Raw genomic sequence first — 16,876 nt, forward strand, 5'->3', positions numbered from 1 at the left:
CGCTGCGCGCGTTCAGGCCTGTTCGAGAAATCCGCGCCGCTTGACCACGGCGTCCAGCTCCATCAGCGTTTCCAGCAGCGCCTTCATGCGATCCAGCGGCCAGGCATTGGGACCGTCGCTGAGCGCCTTGTCCGGGTCCGGATGCGTCTCCGCGAACAGACCAGCCACGCCGGCCGCCACGGCCGCGCGCGCCAGCACCGGCACGAACTCGCGCTGTCCGCCCGAACTCGAACCCTGCCCGCCCGGCAGCTGCACCGAATGGGTAGCGTCGAACACCACCGGACACTGCGTCTCGCGCATCACCGCGAGGCTGCGCATGTCCGAGACCAGGTTGTTGTAGCCGAAGCTGACGCCGCGCTCGCAGACCATGATCTGTTCGTTGCCGACGGCACGCGCCTTGTCGACGACGTTCTTCATGTCCCACGGCGCCAGGAACTGGCCCTTCTTGATGTTGACCGGCTTGCCGACCGACGCGACCTTCTGGATGAAGTCGGTCTGGCGGCACAGGAACGCGGGCGTCTGCAGCACGTCGACCACCGCCGCGACCTCGTCGAACGGCGTGTACTCGTGCACGTCGGTCAGCACCGGCACCTCGACCTGGCGCTTGACCTCGCCGAGGATGCGCAGGCCCTCTTCCATGCCCAGTCCGCGGAAGCTCGAACCGGACGAACGGTTGGCCTTGTCGAAGCTGGACTTGAAGATGAACGGCATGCCCAGCGCGGACGTGATCTCCTTCAGCGTGCCGGCGGTGTCGATCTGCAGCTGCTCGGACTCGACCACGCACGGGCCGGCGATCAGGAACAGCGGCCGGTCCAGGCCGGCTTCAAAATGGCACAGCATCATGCCGAGGCCTCCTGCGCTTCGGCCAGCGTATGGCCTTCGCGCACGGCATGGAACTCACGCGCGGCGCGCACGAAACCGATGAACAGCGGATGGCCGTCGCGCGGCGTGGAGGTGAATTCCGGATGCGCCTGGCAGGCCAGGAACCACGGATGCGCCTGCGGCGGCAGCTCGATCACCTCGACCAGCAGGTCGTCCATCGACTTGCCCGACACCACCATGCCGAGATCCTCGAACGACTGGCGATAGCGGTTGTTGAATTCGTAGCGATGGCGGTGGCGCTCGCGCACCACGTCGCGGCCGTACAACTGATGCGCCAGCGTGCCCGGCTTGAGTCGCGCCTCCTGCGCGCCCAGGCGCATGGTGCCGCCCAGGTCGGACTGCTCGCTGCGCTTCTCGACCTCGCCGCTGGCCGTGGTCCACTCGGTCACCAGGGCGATCACCGGGTCCTTGGCGTGGCGGTCGTTCTCGCTGGAATCGGCGCCTTCCAGACCGGCCACGTGACGGGCGAAATCGACCACCGCCGCGTGCATGCCGTAGCAGATGCCGAAGTACGGCACCTTGCGCTCGCGGGCGTACTGCGCCGCCTGCACCTTGCCCTCGAAGCCGCGCTTGCCGAAACCGCCCGGCACCAGGATGGCGTCGACGTCGCCCAGCACCGCCTCGGCGCCTTCGGCCTCGATCTGCTCGGAATCCAGCCACTTCAGGTGCACGGCGGTGTTCTGCTTGATGCCGCCATGACGCAGCGCCTCGCCCAGCGACTTGTAGGCATCCTTGTGCTCGACGTACTTGCCGACGATGGCGACCGTGACCACGTCGCGCGGATGCTCGACAGCCTCGACCGTGGCGTCCCACTCGGACAGGTCGGCCGGCTTGGCCTCCAGTCCCAGCTGACGCACCACGATGTCGTCCAGGCCCTGCTTGTGCAGCCACGAGGGCAGCTTGTAGATGACGTCCAGATCGACCGCGCTGATGACGGCCTTCTCCGGCACGTTGGTGAACAGCGCGATCTTGCGGCGCTCGCCGTCCGGCAGCGGCTGCTCGCAGCGGCACACCAGGATGTCCGGCTGGATGCCGATCGAGCGCAGTTCCTTGACCGAATGCTGGGTCGGCTTGGTTTTGATCTCGCCAGCGGCCTTGATGTACGGCACCAGGGTCAGGTGCATGAACAGGCACTTCTCCGGGCCGTGCTCGATGCGCAGCTGACGGATGGCTTCGAGGAACGGCAGCGACTCGATGTCGCCGACCGTGCCGCCGATTTCGACCAGGGCGACGTCGTGGCCGCGGGTGGCCTCGTAGACCGAATGCTTGATCTGATCGGTAATGTGCGGAATCACCTGCACCGTCGCGCCCAGGTAGTCGCCGCGGCGCTCCTTGCGGATCACGCTCTCGTAGATCTTGCCGGTAGTGATGGAGTTGCGGCCGGTCAGGCGCGTGCGCACGAAACGTTCGTAATGCCCCAGGTCCAGATCGGTCTCGGCGCCGTCGTCGGTGACGTACACCTCGCCGTGCTGGAAGGGACTCATGGTGCCCGGATCCACATTAATGTAGGGATCCAGCTTCATCATGGTGACGTTGAGGCCGCGCGCCTCGAGAATGGCCGCCAGCGACGACGCCGCGATGCCCTTGCCAAGCGAGGACACCACACCGCCAGTGACGAAGATCAGAGGGGTCATGAACGACGGCTCATGCTGGTAAAAGGCCATTCTACAGACTCGCACCCGATGCTGCGAGTCCGGCATGCGTCGTGGTTCAGGCGCGGGACCGCCGTTGGCGTCCACGACACAAGCCGGGCCTCGGTCGTGGACGCGCGGATCGATCGCGCCGCGCCTCAGCGGTCCGGACCGGACCCCAGCAAATGGCCGTTCACCACCGTGCCGTACAGCGACATCTTGCTGTCGTGGTACTTCTTGCGCGTCTCGGCCACGTTGCCATTGAAGCGCGGGTCCTGCGGACGCTCGTGCGCGTCCATGAACATGGCCACGTCCCAGGCATCCTGATCGCTGAGCATGCCGCCGCGTCCCAGCGGCATGTTCGCCTTGATGAAGGCCGCGGCGTTGTTCAGCTGGTGCATGCCCGCGCCCCAGTTGAACGAGTCCGGCCCCCACAGCGGCGGAAACACGTAGCGACCGGCCACCTTCTGGCCCTGACCGTCCTTGCCGTGGCAAAGCGCGCAGCTCGTCTCGAAGACCTTCTGTCCGCGCGCGAAATCGGGCGGCTGCGGCGGCTTGAAGCCTTGCTTCGGATAGCCGCGACCGGCCAGCGCCACGCCGGTCGGCGCACCCTGCGCCAGCCAGTAGCTATAGCTTTCCAGCGCCACGATGACTTCGCTGTCGGGCGGCGGCGCCTTGCCATTCATGCTGTAGCGGAAGCAGCCCTGCAGGCGCTCGGCAAACGTATTCACGTGGCCGTTCTTGCTGCGGTAGGCCGGGTACATGCCCCAGGCCGCCCACAGCGGCGCGGCGTTGGGCAGGCGGCCGGCGTCGAGGTGGCAGTTGCTGCAGTTCAGACCGTTGCCGACGTAGGCCTTGGCGTGCGTCTGTGTGTCGGTGAAGATCGCCCGCCCTTCGCGCACCATCTTGCCGAACGGCGTGTCCGGAATGCTGTCGGCGGGCGGCGGCGTGAAGGTCTTCGCCACGTCCTTCGACGGCGCGGGCGAAGCCGTGGCGGCCTTGGCAGGCGCGGGCGCCGTGGCCGGTGCGGCGGGCGCGGCCGGTGGCGACGAACCGGAGCACGCCGCGAGCGTCAGGGCGAGAACCGGCGTCAGCCAGCGCAGCGGATGCGGTACGGCGGTCATGGCGTCGCTCCCTTGGCGTCGATCGGCTGGGCCGCGAACCAGGCGGCCACGTGGCGGATGTCGCTCTCGCTCAGCGCCGAGCTGACGTGCTGCATCAGCTGCAGCGGATCGTTGCTGCGCAGGCCCTGCTTCCAGCCATTGAGCTGCGCGATCAGGTAGTTCGCCGGCTGCCCTGTCAGCGGCGGAAAGTTCGCGCCCACGCCGACACCGTGTGGGCCGTGACACTGCACGCAGGCGGGCAGCTTGTCGCTCCAGCGCCCCTGCAGCGCCAGGCGCGCGCCCGGATCGTCGTCCGGCACGGGCTTGGCGTCGCGATGCTGCGCCGCGGCCGGTACGGGCATCGCGCTGTAGTACGCCGCCATCGCCTCGCGCTCGGCCACGCTGAGCGTCTTGGCGTTGGGCTGCATCACTGGATTGCTGCGCGCGCCGCTGGCGAAGTCGTTCAGTTGCTTCAGCAGATACGCTTTGTCGAGACCCGCCAGCCGCGGATAACCGGCCGCATCCTGACCGCCGCCATGGTCGCCGTGACAGGCCGAGCACGGCGCCGCGCCGCGACCGTTGCCCATCGTCGCGATCTTCGCGGCATCCGGCGTTTGCGCGCCGGCGACGCCGCAGATCGCCATGGCTATCGTCAGCAGCGCGGCCCATGCGGCGAGCGATCGCCACCCCGTTGATATCGTCATGACCTGTTCCCCGTGTGCTTCAGCGCGCTTCGGCATCGTACGCCTTGAAGCCGTAGCGTTTGAAGATGGCCAGCGCCTGTGACGAATGGAGAATGTCAGCCAGTCGCGCGCCGCCTCGGCGTGCGGCGCGCCGCGCACGATGGCGCCGGCGTAGATCGCGGTGACGTTGTGCGCGGCGGGGATGGCGACATGCGCGATCGGGTGACCGGCCATCTCCTGGAAGCGCGCCTCCGACTGCCAGGTGACGCCGCCCTGCACCCGCCCCTGCATGATCCACAGCGGCGTCTGCCGATGATGGATGTGCGTCAGCTCGGTGCTGCCGGCCTTGACCTTGTCCGTGTAGACAGCCTTCAGCAGCTCCGGCCCGCCGGCTTTCACCAGCGCCTTCTCGATGCGCTTACCGATGCCCTCGAAGGCCGGATTGGGCATGGCCAGCTTGACGTCGGCGCGCGCCAGGTCGGCCAGGCTGCGGATGTGCGCCGGGTTGCCCTTCGGCACCATGATGGTCAGATCGTTGGTCACGAACGGCACGACCGGCGCCTCCAGCGCACCCTCCTGCACCATCTTCTTCACGCGGCCCAGCCCCGCCATGTACACGTCCGGCGGCGCGGTCCAGGTCATGTTGCCGACGGTGATCGTGCCGCCAGCCTGCATCTGCGTCTGCAGCAGTCCCGGCGGGATCGTCTCCCAGTACAGCTTGCCGCGGTACTGCGGATGCTGCCGCTCGAAGGCCTGCACCAGCGGCGCCATCGCGAAGTAGTAGTTGCCGGCCACGTACAGCACCAGTTGCGCCGTGCCGGGGTTGCCGTGGAAGTCGGCTAGATTGTCGACCTGCGGAATGGTGAACTCCAGGCCGCGATGCAGGCTGTCGTTGTTGCGCCCGCCCTGCCACGGCGGGAACACGCCCAGCGGCATGGCTTGCCGTGCAGCCTGCGCCACGGCGGTTATCGGCGCGATGCCGGCCGCCGCCGCGAGCGCGGCCAGCATCAGCGTCGCGGCGCGTTTTGCGATACGCGATGTCATGATGGCGATCTCCTGGCGATGGCCTCGATCAGAACGGAGCCAGTGCGTAGCCCTGCTGCTGCAGGACGGTGATCGTGGTCAGCCCGGACAGCGCCAGCGTCACCTGCTTGGACACCCAGCCGTATTCAAAGTGATGCTCGGCCACGGCCTGCGCGCAAACCGACACGTCGACGCCGGCCTTGCGCAGCTCCTCGATCAGTTTCAGGTTCGGATTGTCGACGCCGAACTTGGCGCGGTAATGCGCGTTGTCCAGCGCCAGCGGCGTCGCCGCGCCGGAAGCCACCGCGACGATCTTGAGGTGATCCAGCGGTACACCCGATGCGACGTACAGGTTCACGGCGCGCGCCACGTGATCGAGCGAACCGTTGACCTGATCCGGCGACTTCGGCCCCTTGGTCAGCGCGAACACGATCTTGTAGGTCGCGTGCGGGTCCGGCTTGTAGGCGGCATCCGGCATGTAGTGAATCTTGCCGTAGCCGTGGATGGTCGGCGTCGACCAGAAGCCATCGCCGGCGGCCAGCGCCTGCAGCGGCAGGGCCAGCAGCGCCACCAACATGATCGTCGCGACATGGATTAGACGGTACTTGCGCACGGCGCACCTCTTCGTGGGATGGACGTGCGTCGATCATGGCGCAAGGCTAACCAATGCATCCAATGCAAATAAAGCAAGCTATCTATATATTCATGATATGAATCTTCATCACCTGTCGATCTTCCACGCGATTGCCGAGACCGGCAGCATCAGCGCCTCCGCACGCCGCCTGCACATCTCGCAGCCGGCGCTGTCGCGCGAGCTGAAGACGTTCGAGGCCCGCCTCGGCGTGACGCTGTTCGAGCGCATGCCGCGCGGCATGCAGCTGACCCAGGCCGGACAGGTGCTGTACGAACACGCCACCCGCCTGTTCGCGATCGAACACGCCGCCGAGGCCGCCGTGCGCGAGGTCGCCGAGGCGCGCAGCGGGCGGCTCACGCTTGGCGCCAGCAACACCATCGGCACCTACGTGCTGCCGCGCATCCTGGCCGGCATGCGCACGCAGCATCCGGACATCGAAGTGACACTGTTCGTAGGCAACACCGAACAGGTCTCGCGCGGCGTGGTGGATCTGCGCTTCATGCTGGGCTTCATCGAGGGGCCATTGCATGTGGACGGCCTGGCCGCGGTCACCTTCCAGGAAGATGAACTGGTGCCGGTCGTCGCCGCCGGCGATCCGCTGCTGGCGCGCAAGCGGCTGCATCTCGAACAGGTCGTGCGGCAACCGCTGCTGATGCGCGAACGCGGCTCGGGCACGCGCGAAGTCATCACCACGCTGCTGCGCGAACGGGGCATGGACGCTCCGGACAGGATCATGGAGTTCGGCAACACCGAAGCGCTGAAGCAAGCGGCGATCCACGGCGGCGGCGTGGCCTGGCTGCCGCGCATCTGCATGCAGACGGAACTGCGCGACGGCCTGCTGTGCGAACTCGGGCTGCGTTCGCTGCACATCCGTCGCCCGCTGAAAGTGCTGCACCGCGCCACCGCCGCACTGGCGCCGCTGCAGCACGCCTTTCTGGAACGCCTGCAGCCCGGTCTCGGCGATCGCCTCTGAGCGCGGACGGCGTACCTGTGGCCCATGCCCGCGATGCCCGACGACTGTTAGCATTCGCGGATGAACGCACGCATCCCCTCCCGAATCTCCGCGCTGCGCGACGCGCTGCGCGAACACGACGTGCAGGCCTGCCTGGTCCCCAGCGCCGACCCGCACTTGTCCGAATATTTGCCTGACCACTGGCAGGCGCGGCAATGGCTATCCGGTTTCGACGGCTCGGCCGGCACCCTGGTGGTGACGGCCGACTTCGCCGGTCTGTGGACCGACTCGCGCTACTTCGAACAGGCCGAGCAGCAGTTGGCCGACACCGGCGTCACCCTGATGCGGCTGCGCGTGCCGCACACGGCCGAGCATGTGGATTGGCTGCTGGAACGCCTCGGCGAAGGCGATACGCTGGCGGTGGCCGGCGACAGCATGTCGCTGTCCGGCGCGCGCATGCTGCGCAAGCGACTGGAAAAGATCGGCGCACATCTGCGCACCGACCTGGATCTTCCCGGCGCCGTGTGGAGCGATCGCCCCGCGCTGCCGCAGGCTCCGGTGCGCGCGCAGGCCGAGGGCTGGCGCGACGGCACCTGCGCGCAACGCATCGCACGCCTGCGCGAATCGATGCAGGCCGCGGGCGCGAGTCACCATCTCGTGTCCAGCCTCGACGACATCGCCTGGATCACCGGCCTGCGCGGCAGCGACGTCGAGTACAACCCGGTGTTCCTGGCGCACCTGCTGGTGGAACCGGCGCAGTGCACGCTATTCGTCGACCCGACCAAGATCGACGCAAAGCTGTCCGCACAACTGCAGACCGACGGCATCGTCGTGCGCGCCTACGCCGACACCGTTACCGCGTTGAACGAATTGCCGAGCGACGCACGCGTCCTGCTCGACCCCGCGCGCGTGGTCGTGGACATCGTCGACGCGCTGCCCGACACGGCGCGCCTGATCGAACGCGCCAACCCGTCGACCGCCTTCAAGGCGATCAAGAGTGCGGCGGAGATCGAGCACATCCGCGCCACCATGCGCGAAGACGGCGCCGCCCTGGTGCAGGGCATGCGCGAAATCGAGCGCCGCCTGCAGGCCGGCGAGACGGTCAGCGAACTGGACGTGGCCGACGTGCTGCGCGAGAAACGCTCACAGCGCCCGGCCTTCGTCGGCGAGAGCTTCGGCACCATCGCCGGCTACATGGCCAACGGCGCGCTGCCCCACTACCACGCCACGCCCGAGCATCACGCCCAGCTGCATGCGGACGGCTTGCTGCTGGTCGATTCCGGCGGTCAGTACGAAGGCGGCACCACCGACATCACCCGCATGTGGGCGTTCGGCGAGACCACGCCCGAGCAGCGCCGCGACTGCAGTCTGGTCCTGAAAGGCACCATCGCGCTGAGCCGCGCGCGCTTTCCCGCCGGTTCCAGCGGACCGCAGCTCGATGCGCTGGCGCGCGCGCCGATCTGGGCCGAGGGCGGCGATTACGGCCACGGCACCGGCCACGGCGTCGGCTACTTCCTCAACGTGCACGAAGGCCCGCACGGCATCCGTCCGCCCGCGCCCGGCGGCGCGCTGGTGCCGCTGGAACCGTGCATGATCACCTCGATCGAACCGGGCCTCTACAAGTCGGGCCGACACGGCGTGCGCCACGAGAACCTCGCCGTCGTGCGCACCTGGCAGGACACCGAATTCGGCAGCTTCCTCGAATTCGAGACCCTGACCCTGTGCCCGATCGACACCCGCGCGCTGGACGTCGAACTGCTCGACGACGCCGAGCGCGCATGGCTGAACGACTACCACGCTCGCGTCGAGAAAGCCCTGTCGCCGCTGCTGGACGACGAAGACCGCCGCTGGCTGCAGCAACGCTGCGCGCCGGTGTGACAAGCGCAAGCCGGGCCTGACCCACGACCAGTTGGCTTACACCGCATAAAAAACGCCCGGCACGAAGCCGGGCGCGAAATGCGGATACGTTGTTGTGGGTGATCTTGCTTCAAAACCGCCGGGGCGCAACCGGCGCAGAACTTCGTGGGTCAGTGACCGCCGCTGGCCGAAACGCCGCCATGCATGCGCGCGTCGGCGCTGGCGCCGCTGGTGCCCGCATGCAACGAGCTGTCGGCGGACGCGTGGGTGGTCGCGTGACCGGCACTGGTCATGCCCTGCGCGGACAGGTTGCTCTGCCCGCTCACGCTGGCGCGCGGCACATCCGAGGAACGCACGCTGCCACCTGCACGCTCGGCGGCGTCCGCACTGGCCTGCGCGGCATGCTCGGCACGCATGCGCGCGTCGGCGGCCATGGCATCGCTGCGCTGCTTGGCCTTGGCGGCACGTTCCTTGGCCTGCTCCGTGCGGGTCTGCACGCGCTGCATGGTGTCGGCCGTATGCGCCTGCGCCTGTGCGCTCATGTGACCGCTGGCCTGGGTCACGCCATTCGCGAGACCACCGACCTGTCCGCCGACATGACCGGCTGCGCCGCCACCGATGGCGACCTGCGCGAACACGGGCGCGGCGAGAAAACCTGCACTGGCGATCAAGACACTGCCGAGTAGCTTGTTCATGGTGAAACCTCCTGCTGGATGGACATCTCGGTGGCGGCGCAGATGCGTCCGACCACGGGGCGCACCCTAGGAACCCGCGACCGAATCGCACCTAAACGACGCCGGATTCGATTCAGAAAGCAGACAGGCGTCCGCACATGCCTCACACTTGACCGCATGCATGGCGCTGGCCATGCTGCACCGCCATTCCCCGACCGGATCGAAGACCACCGCAACATGAGCAGTCGCTACAACGCCGCCGACATCGAAGTTCTCTCGGGCCTGGATCCGGTCAAGCGCCGGCCCGGCATGTACACCGACACCACGCGTCCGAACCATCTGGCGCAGGAAGTCATCGACAACTCCGTCGACGAGGCCCTGGCCGGTCATGCCAGGAACGTCGAGGTGACCGTGTTCAAGGACGGCTCGGTGGAAGTGCGCGACGACGGACGCGGCATGCCGGTGGACATCCATCCCGAAGAAGGCGTGCCGGGCATCGAGCTGATCCTCACGCGCCTGCACGCGGGCGGCAAGTTCTCGAACAAGAACTACGCCTTCTCCGGCGGCCTGCACGGCGTCGGCGTATCGGTGGTGAACGCGCTGTCGACGCGCCTGGACGTGACCATCCGCCGCGACGGCAACGAGTACCAGATGCGCTTCGCCAACGGCGACCGCGCCTCCGAACTGGAAGTCATCGGCACCGTCGGCAAGCGCAACACCGGCACCACGCTCCGCTTCTGGCCGGACCCGAAATACTTCGATTCTTCAAAGATTTCCCTGTCCAAGCTCAAGCACCTTCTGCGCGCCAAGGCCGTGCTCTGCGCCGGACTGAACGTCAAGCTGACCGACGAAGCCAGCGGCGAAACCATCGAGTGGCACTTCGAGGACGGCCTGGCCGACTACCTGAAGACCGAGCTCGGCGGCGCCGAATGCCTGCCCGCGAACCTGTTTGTGCAGCACCTGGAGCGCGACGAGGAGACCGTGGACGCCGCGTTCGCCTGGGTGCCCGAGAGCGAACTGGTGCAGGAGTCCTACGTCAATCTGATCCCAACCGCGCAGGGCGGCACCCACGTCAACGGCCTGCGCACCGGCCTGACCAACGCCCTGCGCGAGTTCTGCGACCTGCGCAACCTGCTGCCGCGCGGCGTGAAGCTGGCGCCGGAAGACGTCTGGGAACGCCTGGCGTTCGTGCTCAGCGTGAAGATGCGCGATCCGCAGTTCGCTGGCCAGACCAAGGAACGCCTGTCCTCGCGACCGGCCGCAGCGCTGGTCGAGAACGCCGTGCACGACGCCTTCACACTGTGGCTGAACCAGAACGTCGGCGAAGGCGAGCTCATCGCCCAGCTGGCCATCGAGCATGCCAGCGCGCGCCTCAAGGCCGCCAAGAAAGTGGTGCGCAAGAAGATCGTGCAGGGCCCCGCCCTGCCCGGCAAACTGGCCGACTGCGCCTCCACCGACCTGACCCGCACCGAGCTGTTTCTGGTCGAGGGCGACTCGGCCGGCGGCAGCGCCAAACAGGCGCGCGACAAGGACTACCAGGCGATCCTTCCGCTGCGCGGCAAGATCCTCAACACCTGGGAAGTGGAGTCCTCCGGCGTGCTGGCCTCCAACGAAGTCCACGACCTGGCCATTGCCATCGGCTGCGATCCCGGCAAGGACGATCTCGAAAGCCTGCGCTACGGCAAGGTCATCATCCTCGCCGACGCCGACTCCGACGGCCTGCACATCGCCACCCTGCTGTCGGCGCTGTTCCTCAAGCATTTCCCGTCGCTGGTGCGCGAGGGCCACGTGTTCGTGGCGATGCCGCCGCTGTTCCGCGTCGATGTCGGCAAGCAGGTGTTCTACTGCCTCGACGAAGAGGAAAAGCGCATCCTGCTCGAACGCATCGAGCGCGAGAAGATGAAGGGCCAGGTCTCCGTGACCCGCTTCAAGGGTCTGGGCGAGATGAACCCCTCGCAGCTGCGCGAATCGACGATCCACCCCGATACGCGCCGGCTGGTGCAGCTGACCGTCGACGACAACGAAGGCACCGCGCAAGTCATGGACATGCTGCTGGCGCGCAAGCGCGCGAGCGACCGCAAGGCCTGGCTGGAGCAGAAGGGCGACCTTGCCTCGCTGGAAGTCTGAACACGCACCGCGCGACATCGTGTTGCGCCCCGCGAACGCCGATGCCATGCTGGCTCGGCGCCTGCCGCCCAGGCAAGCCACTCCGTAATCCAAATGCATGACGCAGGGTGACTGCATGGTTCAAAGCCCCGAGGCCGCGATCGACAGGGAGCAACTCGCACAGTTGCTGACGTTGTCCGGACGTGGAGACGAAAAAGCCTTCGCCCAGCTCTACGAACGCAGCTCCGCCAAGCTCTACGGCGTCTGCCTGCGCATGCTGCGCGATCGTGGCGAAGCCGAAGACACGCTGCAGGAAATCTTCACCACCGTGTGGCGCCGCGCATCGAGCTTCGACGCGTCCAAGGCCAGCGCCATGACCTGGCTGATCACGCTGAGCCGCAACAAGTCCATCGACCGCCTGCGCAAGCGGCACGAGGCCCATGGCGACGACGACATGATCGACGGCCTGGCCGACGATGCGCCCTCGCCGGCCGCCCACGCGCAGACCAGCCAGGAGCATCAGCAGCTCGAACACTGCCTGGACGAGCTCGAAAACAAACATCGCGACGCGGTGCGTGAAGCTTTTTTCACCGGCGCTACGTATAACGAATTGGCGGACCGGTGTGCGGTCCCCCTCGGCACCATGAAAAGCTGGATTCGCCGTAGCCTGATCAAACTTCGCACCTGTCTGGAACGATGACCACGACCACCGACCCCCACGGACACGAGAAGCTTCGCGGCGCGGAATACGTGCTCGGCGTGCTCGACGCCGAACAACGGCGCGAAGTCGAACGGCAACTGCTGGACGACCCCGAGCTGGCCGCCGCCGTCGAAGCCTGGCAGGAACGGCTGGCGCCGCTGGCCGAGGAAATTGCCGCCACCCAACCCGCCGCCTACGTGTGGCCGCGCATTCTGGCCGAACTCGGCCTCGGCGGCAGCGTGATGGCGCGCAGCGCGCCCGAACCGAGCGCCAGCGGCGGTCTGTGGAACAACCTGCGCCTGTGGCACTGGATCGGCATCGGCGCCAGCGCCGTCGCCGCGGCCTGCGTCGTCATGCTGGTCACCCTGCCACGCCCGATGCCGACGCCTACGCCGGTGCCGACGGCCACGACGCCCACGCCGCCGACCACCTTCATGGTCGCCAAGATCGAGCAGGACAACGGCGTCGCCGGCTGGACCGCGACGATGGACGTCACCCATCACCGCATGATCCTGGTGCCGGCCACGCCGCAGGCCATCGCCAGCGACCGTTCGACCCAACTGTGGCTGATCCCGCCGGGCCAGAAACCGGTCTCGGTAGGCGTGTTCATACCGGACAAGGCCAACAGCATGGACCTGCCCATCGCACTCGTGAAACAGTTGAGCGACAAGGCCCTGCTCGCCGTCTCGGTCGAACCGAAGGGCGGTTCGCCGACCGGTCAGCCGACCGGCCCCGTGATCGCCAAGGGTTCGATCACCGGCGCCTGACGCCGCACCCGGCATGACTCCGACGCCGGCACGTCTTCGTGCCGGCGTTTTTTTGTGCTCGCGTTGCACCCCGATTCGCATCGCCATCCGCGCTGCATGTGCGCCGTCTTCGTACGGCTGTGCATCCGTCGCCGCCATCGCTGCGTATCTGCTCCTGAGCATGCAACGCGCCCTTGAGCGCAACGGGAGATTCCATGGACACGCATCGCACGACCCCAGCAATTCTGCTTGGGGCACTGCTTGTCAGCGGCTGCATGATGGCCACGACGGCTTCGGCACAGGACACCAGCCATACCTCCACCGGCGGCAAGCTGCTGCTGACCGGCGGCGTCAGTCAGATCGAAGGCGCGGCCGGCGGCGGACTCACGCCCTGGGCCGTCATCGGCGGTTACGGCACCAACGATCAGATCGGCGGCAACGCGTTCTACACCCGCGTGCAGCTGCCCGATTACCACCTCGACGATGCGGGCGCGATGATCGGCCTGTACAACCGTGTGGAATTCTCGGTCGCCCAGCAGCGCTTTAACACCGAGAAGGTCGGCGGTCTGCTCGGCCTCGGCAACGGTTTCACCTTCAAGCAGACCGTGGTCGGCGTGAAAGTGCGCCTGTTCGGCGATGCCGTGCTCGAGCAGGACAGCTGGGTACCGCAGGTCTCCATCGGCGCGCAGCACAAGAAGAACGATCAGGGTGCGGTCGTGAAGTTTGTCGGCGCGAAAAGCGATCAGGGCACCGACTACTACATCAGCGCCACCAAGCTGTTCCTGAGTCAGAGTCTGCTGGCCAACGCCACCGTGCGTTTCACCAAGGCCAACCAGATCGGCATCCTCGGCTTCGGCGGTGACAAGCACAACGGCTACCAGGCCGAATTCGAAGGCTCCGTCGCCTATCTGCTGAGCCGCAAGGTCGCCATCGGCGCCGAGTATCGACAGAAGCCGAACAACCTCAGCATCGCCAAGGAAGACGACTGGTACGACGCCTTCGTCGCCTGGGCGCCGACCAAGCACGTCTCGCTGACGCTGGCCTACGCCGACCTCGGCAACATCGTCATCAAGGACAAGCAACGCGGCGTCTACGCCTCCTTCCAGGTCGGATTCTGACCGCTGTTGCAACTATTCGGGAGTACCACCATGAAAAACGCATTCGTATATGCCGGGCTGCTTGCCTCGGCACTTTTCCTCGGCGCCAGCGCCCACGCGCAACAGGCCAGCGGTTCGATGCAGGCCATGCAAGACAGCAGCAACGCTAAGGCCATGGCCGCATCGGCGCCGCGCGATCCGGCACTCAAGCCGTATTTCGCCGACTTCGGCGGCAAGGCCGGACTCAAAGCGTTGATGGAAGACTTCATGGCCAATCTGATGGCCGATCCGCGCACGCAGCCGTTCTTCGCCCACGTGGATCGCACGCGCATCAAGCACGAACTGGTGGATCAGTTCTGCGTCATTCTCGACGGCCCGTGCACCTACACCGGCGCGAGCATGGCCCAGGCGCACCGCGGCCTCGGCATCAAGCGCGCTGACTTCAATGCACTGGTCGAGGACCTGCAGAAGGCCATGAACAAGCACAACATCCCGTTCCGGGCGCAGAACAAGCTCCTGGCCAAGCTGGCGCCGATGCATCGCGACATCGTCACCAAGCAGTGATCGTTGTGAACGCGGCCTGGCTTCGACGGCAGGTCGCGTTCCTCGATGCGCTCATCCGATACGAAACAGGGGGCTGAACATGTTCAATCGCAACACATCGATTTTGTGTGCGTTGGTGATGCTTGCCGGCTGTGCCACTACGCCGCCCGCGCCGACCCCGACGCCAACACCGGCCCAGCCCAGCGCAACAACCCCGACTGCAGCCGCACCGCCCACCGCGCAAGCAGCGGCGCCGACAGCGCCGTCCGCGCCCGATGCCATGACTACGCGTACGCCGCCCCAGGCAACGGTCAACCACCATGCAGAGGCGGCGCCCGCGATGCACACTCCGGCAGTGACGCCAGACGTCGCTTCCGCCAACCGGACAGCCCGGACGATTCACGCGAACGCAGCGCCCATGCACGCCCCGCAGACGGCACGCGAATCCGCGGCCACGCAGCCCAAGCGCGTCGCGCCTGCCCGCCCGGCTGCCACTGAGCAAACCACGACGGCGAAAAAGTCCGTCGCGCAGGACAGTCATGCGCTCAACGGCACCTTGCAGCTCAAGGCCGCCGGCGGACAGCACGTCAGCGCCGCCGATTTTGCCAACACCGTGGTCTATTTCGTGCCCTCCACCGGCGATGCCCGCCCGCGACCGGGCACGTACACCGTCTACACCCACAACCGCGACTTCGATCCGGCATGGCTGGCCATTCCTGAAGGCAGCACGGTGACCTTCACCAATCTGGACCAGGTCACGCACAACGTATTCTCGGTCACGCCCGGCGCCGGCTTCGATCTCGGCTACCAGTCGGCAGGACAGTCGGACCCGCATCGCTTCGACCAGCCGGGCATGGTGCTGATCAGCTGCCACGTGCATCGCTATATGAAGGGTGGCGTGCTGGTGGTGCCTTCGCGCTACGTCACCACGGTATCGGCGAACGGCCATTTCAGGCTGCGCCATCTGCCGCATGTCTCCGGCACGCTGTACTTCTGGAATCCGCGCAGCCAGGCCGCGACCCAGCAGATCGCTCTGCCCTTCTCCGCGGTCAGGCAGCAACTGGTCATCGACCAACCGAGCGTGAAGACGCAAATCGACGTCGGTGGCGGTTCATGACTATCGCCACCCGCTACCTCGCGTACGGACTGCTGCTCGTGGTCGCCCTGGCCGCCGCGGCGGCGGCGGGCGTGGTCTGGCAGTTTCGCGCCATGGCCAAGGACCACCTGATCCAGCACTACCGGCAGTCCAGCGCGATGGCGATCAGCTTGCAGTCCAGCCGCATGCGCGAGTTGCAGCTGCGTGCGCACACGCTAGCGGCGGACCCGGCCTTCGTCGATTACGTGGCGCAATCGCTGATACCCAATCCGCAACTCGGCGGCGGCATCGACAGCGCGTCGATCAGCAACCTTCTGGACGAGCGTCGACACAGATACGACACCGCCGTGGTGTTGGGTCCCAACGGCGACCTGGTGACGCGCTCGGGCTTGCCGCTGCGCAGCAACTCGAATTTCCGCAACGACCCGTTGGTCGAAAAGACCCTGCGGACGCACCAGCCCACATCCGGCCTGTGGTCCGGACACGGTTCGCTGGCCCGCGTCGCCGTGGAACCGCTGCTTCGCGGCGACACGCTTCAGGGCGTGCTGGTCGCGGCGACTCGGGTGAAGCCCCGATTCGTCGAGCACCTGACGGCCACCGCGCACACCGGCGTGGCCATCATCGTGCCCTCCGCGCAGACCGGCGCCACGGTGGCGGTCGCATCCGGCATGGATGCCAGCACGCTGCAAGCGCTGACGTCGAACGATCTCGGACTGCTGGCCTCCGACCTCGGCAACGAGCACGCCGCGTCACTACCGACCGCCGCGGGCATGGCCAGTGCCTGGATCACGCCGATCGGCAGCAGCGACGGCCGCGCCGCCCTGGTGCTGCTGGACGCGAATCAGGCTTCGCTGGATGGATGGTCGATTCCGCCCGAAGCGTGGCCGCTGCTTGCCGGCATCGCCCTGCTCGGCGCGCTGGCCGCCCTGGCCGTGCTGATCCTGCATACACGCACCTTCCGCCCGCTCGACGCCATGCGAGGCATTCTCGAACGCGCGGCATCCGGCGAGACCGGCATCACGCTCCGCACCGGCGGCAACCGCAGCGTACGCGCGCTGTGCGACACCATCAACCGCACCCTGAAGCGGTCACGCTCCTAGCGCGCACTTTGCAGACGCGCGAACCGGCGTTACCGTGGGCTCCCGCAAT

At 67.0% G+C, this 16,876-nt stretch carries 15 protein-coding genes; 9 read left to right on the forward strand and 6 right to left on the reverse strand.

Annotated features, from left to right (window positions below; translation table 11 throughout):
- Window positions 1-12 precede the first annotated feature (12 nt).
- The 5 genes from kdsA to LF63_RS09360 all read right to left on the reverse strand — a co-directional run bounded on the left by kdsA (window position 13) and on the right by LF63_RS09360 (window position 5,935).
- Window positions 13-843, reverse strand: coding sequence for a 3-deoxy-8-phosphooctulonate synthase (kdsA, locus tag LF63_RS09335; protein WP_043101265.1), 831 nt, complete (start codon window positions 841-843; stop codon window positions 13-15).
- Window positions 840-2,516, reverse strand: a complete 1,677-nt coding sequence (gene pyrG / locus LF63_RS09340; protein WP_043103570.1) for a CTP synthase — start codon at window positions 2,514-2,516, stop codon at window positions 840-842. Before pyrG ends, kdsA begins: the two co-directional genes overlap by 4 nt.
- A 155-nt stretch (window positions 2,517-2,671) precedes the next feature.
- Window positions 2,672-3,637 (reverse strand): c-type cytochrome, encoded by a 966-nt coding sequence (locus LF63_RS09345; protein ID WP_052394908.1) that lies wholly within the window; start codon window positions 3,635-3,637, stop codon window positions 2,672-2,674.
- Window positions 3,634-5,343, reverse strand: coding sequence for a substrate-binding domain-containing protein (locus LF63_RS16140; protein ID WP_200877545.1), 1,710 nt, complete (start codon window positions 5,341-5,343; stop codon window positions 3,634-3,636). Before LF63_RS16140 ends, LF63_RS09345 begins: the two co-directional genes overlap by 4 nt.
- Window positions 5,344-5,371: 28 nt before the next feature.
- Window positions 5,372-5,935, reverse strand: coding sequence for a DsrE family protein (locus LF63_RS09360; RefSeq protein ID WP_235205298.1), 564 nt, complete (start codon window positions 5,933-5,935; stop codon window positions 5,372-5,374).
- 97 nt (window positions 5,936-6,032) lie between these two features.
- Here LF63_RS09360 and LF63_RS09365 point away from each other — a divergent pair, with 97 nt between their 5' ends.
- Together LF63_RS09365 and LF63_RS09370 are read left to right on the forward strand one after the other, a co-directional pair.
- Window positions 6,033-6,929 carry a LysR family transcriptional regulator gene (locus tag LF63_RS09365; protein WP_043101269.1) on the forward strand — a complete coding sequence of 299 codons (897 nt, stop codon included), beginning with the start codon at window positions 6,033-6,035 and terminating at the stop codon, window positions 6,927-6,929.
- A 60-nt stretch (window positions 6,930-6,989) separates the two neighbouring features.
- A complete protein-coding gene (locus LF63_RS09370) occupies window positions 6,990-8,786 on the forward strand; it encodes an aminopeptidase P family protein (RefSeq protein WP_043101271.1) in 1,797 nt (598 codons plus the stop codon).
- 149 nt (window positions 8,787-8,935) lie between these two features.
- Here LF63_RS09370 and LF63_RS09375 read toward each other — a convergent pair whose 3' ends face one another.
- A complete protein-coding gene (locus LF63_RS09375; protein WP_043101273.1) occupies window positions 8,936-9,460 on the reverse strand; it encodes a hypothetical protein in 525 nt (174 codons plus the stop codon).
- A gap of 216 nt (window positions 9,461-9,676) precedes the next feature.
- Between LF63_RS09375 and parE the strand changes: the two genes are divergently transcribed.
- From parE to LF63_RS09410, 7 genes are all read left to right on the forward strand, one after another.
- A complete protein-coding gene (gene parE / locus LF63_RS09380) occupies window positions 9,677-11,566 on the forward strand; it encodes a DNA topoisomerase IV subunit B (protein WP_043101276.1) in 1,890 nt (629 codons plus the stop codon).
- A gap of 97 nt (window positions 11,567-11,663) precedes the next feature.
- Window positions 11,664-12,245, forward strand: a complete 582-nt coding sequence (locus tag LF63_RS09385) for a sigma-70 family RNA polymerase sigma factor (RefSeq protein WP_235205299.1) — start codon at window positions 11,664-11,666, stop codon at window positions 12,243-12,245.
- A complete protein-coding gene (locus LF63_RS09390) occupies window positions 12,242-13,012 on the forward strand; it encodes an anti-sigma factor (protein ID WP_043101278.1) in 771 nt (256 codons plus the stop codon). The genes LF63_RS09385 and LF63_RS09390 overlap by 4 nt, the downstream gene beginning before the upstream one ends.
- Window positions 13,013-13,266: 254 nt before the next feature.
- On the forward strand, window positions 13,267-14,109 hold the full coding sequence (locus LF63_RS09395) for a DUF3034 family protein (protein ID WP_425477063.1): 843 nt from the start codon (window positions 13,267-13,269) through the stop codon (window positions 14,107-14,109).
- A 30-nt stretch (window positions 14,110-14,139) separates the two neighbouring features.
- A complete protein-coding gene (locus LF63_RS09400; protein WP_043101284.1) occupies window positions 14,140-14,652 on the forward strand; it encodes a group I truncated hemoglobin in 513 nt (170 codons plus the stop codon).
- A 79-nt stretch (window positions 14,653-14,731) separates the two neighbouring features.
- The gene (locus tag LF63_RS09405; protein ID WP_161782341.1) at window positions 14,732-15,748 is read left to right on the forward strand and encodes a cupredoxin domain-containing protein; all 1,017 of its coding nucleotides are present in this window, start codon (window positions 14,732-14,734) and stop codon (window positions 15,746-15,748) included.
- Window positions 15,745-16,827, forward strand: a complete 1,083-nt coding sequence (locus tag LF63_RS09410) for a hypothetical protein (protein WP_043101288.1) — start codon at window positions 15,745-15,747, stop codon at window positions 16,825-16,827. The genes LF63_RS09405 and LF63_RS09410 overlap by 4 nt, the downstream gene beginning before the upstream one ends.
- Window positions 16,828-16,876 lie beyond the last annotated feature (49 nt).

The organism is Oleiagrimonas soli (genome assembly GCF_000761445.1).
GTDB lineage: Bacteria > Pseudomonadota > Gammaproteobacteria > Xanthomonadales > Rhodanobacteraceae > Oleiagrimonas > Oleiagrimonas soli.

What these genes read in the sequence shown, in the direction of transcription:
- kdsA (WP_043101265.1), bottom strand. Translation starts at nt 843, where the DNA reads ATGATGCTGTGCCATTTTGAAGCCGGCCTGGACCGGCCGCTGTTCCTG.
- pyrG (WP_043103570.1), bottom strand. Translation starts at nt 2,516, where the DNA reads ATGACCCCTCTGATCTTCGTCACTGGCGGTGTGGTGTCCTCGCTTGGC.
- LF63_RS09345 (WP_052394908.1), bottom strand. Translation starts at nt 3,637, where the DNA reads ATGACCGCCGTACCGCATCCGCTGCGCTGGCTGACGCCGGTTCTCGCC.
- LF63_RS16140 (WP_200877545.1), bottom strand. Translation starts at nt 5,343, where the DNA reads ATGACATCGCGTATCGCAAAACGCGCCGCGACGCTGATGCTGGCCGCG.
- LF63_RS09365 (WP_043101269.1), top strand. Translation starts at nt 6,033, where the DNA reads ATGAATCTTCATCACCTGTCGATCTTCCACGCGATTGCCGAGACCGGC.
- LF63_RS09370 (WP_043101271.1), top strand. Translation starts at nt 6,990, where the DNA reads ATGAACGCACGCATCCCCTCCCGAATCTCCGCGCTGCGCGACGCGCTG.
- LF63_RS09375 (WP_043101273.1), bottom strand. Translation starts at nt 9,460, where the DNA reads ATGAACAAGCTACTCGGCAGTGTCTTGATCGCCAGTGCAGGTTTTCTC.
- parE (WP_043101276.1), top strand. Translation starts at nt 9,677, where the DNA reads ATGAGCAGTCGCTACAACGCCGCCGACATCGAAGTTCTCTCGGGCCTG.
- LF63_RS09385 (WP_235205299.1), top strand. Translation starts at nt 11,664, where the DNA reads ATGACGCAGGGTGACTGCATGGTTCAAAGCCCCGAGGCCGCGATCGAC.
- LF63_RS09390 (WP_043101278.1), top strand. Translation starts at nt 12,242, where the DNA reads ATGACCACGACCACCGACCCCCACGGACACGAGAAGCTTCGCGGCGCG.
- LF63_RS09395 (WP_425477063.1), top strand. Translation starts at nt 13,267, where the DNA reads ATGATGGCCACGACGGCTTCGGCACAGGACACCAGCCATACCTCCACC.
- LF63_RS09400 (WP_043101284.1), top strand. Translation starts at nt 14,140, where the DNA reads ATGAAAAACGCATTCGTATATGCCGGGCTGCTTGCCTCGGCACTTTTC.
- LF63_RS09405 (WP_161782341.1), top strand. Translation starts at nt 14,732, where the DNA reads ATGTTCAATCGCAACACATCGATTTTGTGTGCGTTGGTGATGCTTGCC.
- LF63_RS09410 (WP_043101288.1), top strand. Translation starts at nt 15,745, where the DNA reads ATGACTATCGCCACCCGCTACCTCGCGTACGGACTGCTGCTCGTGGTC.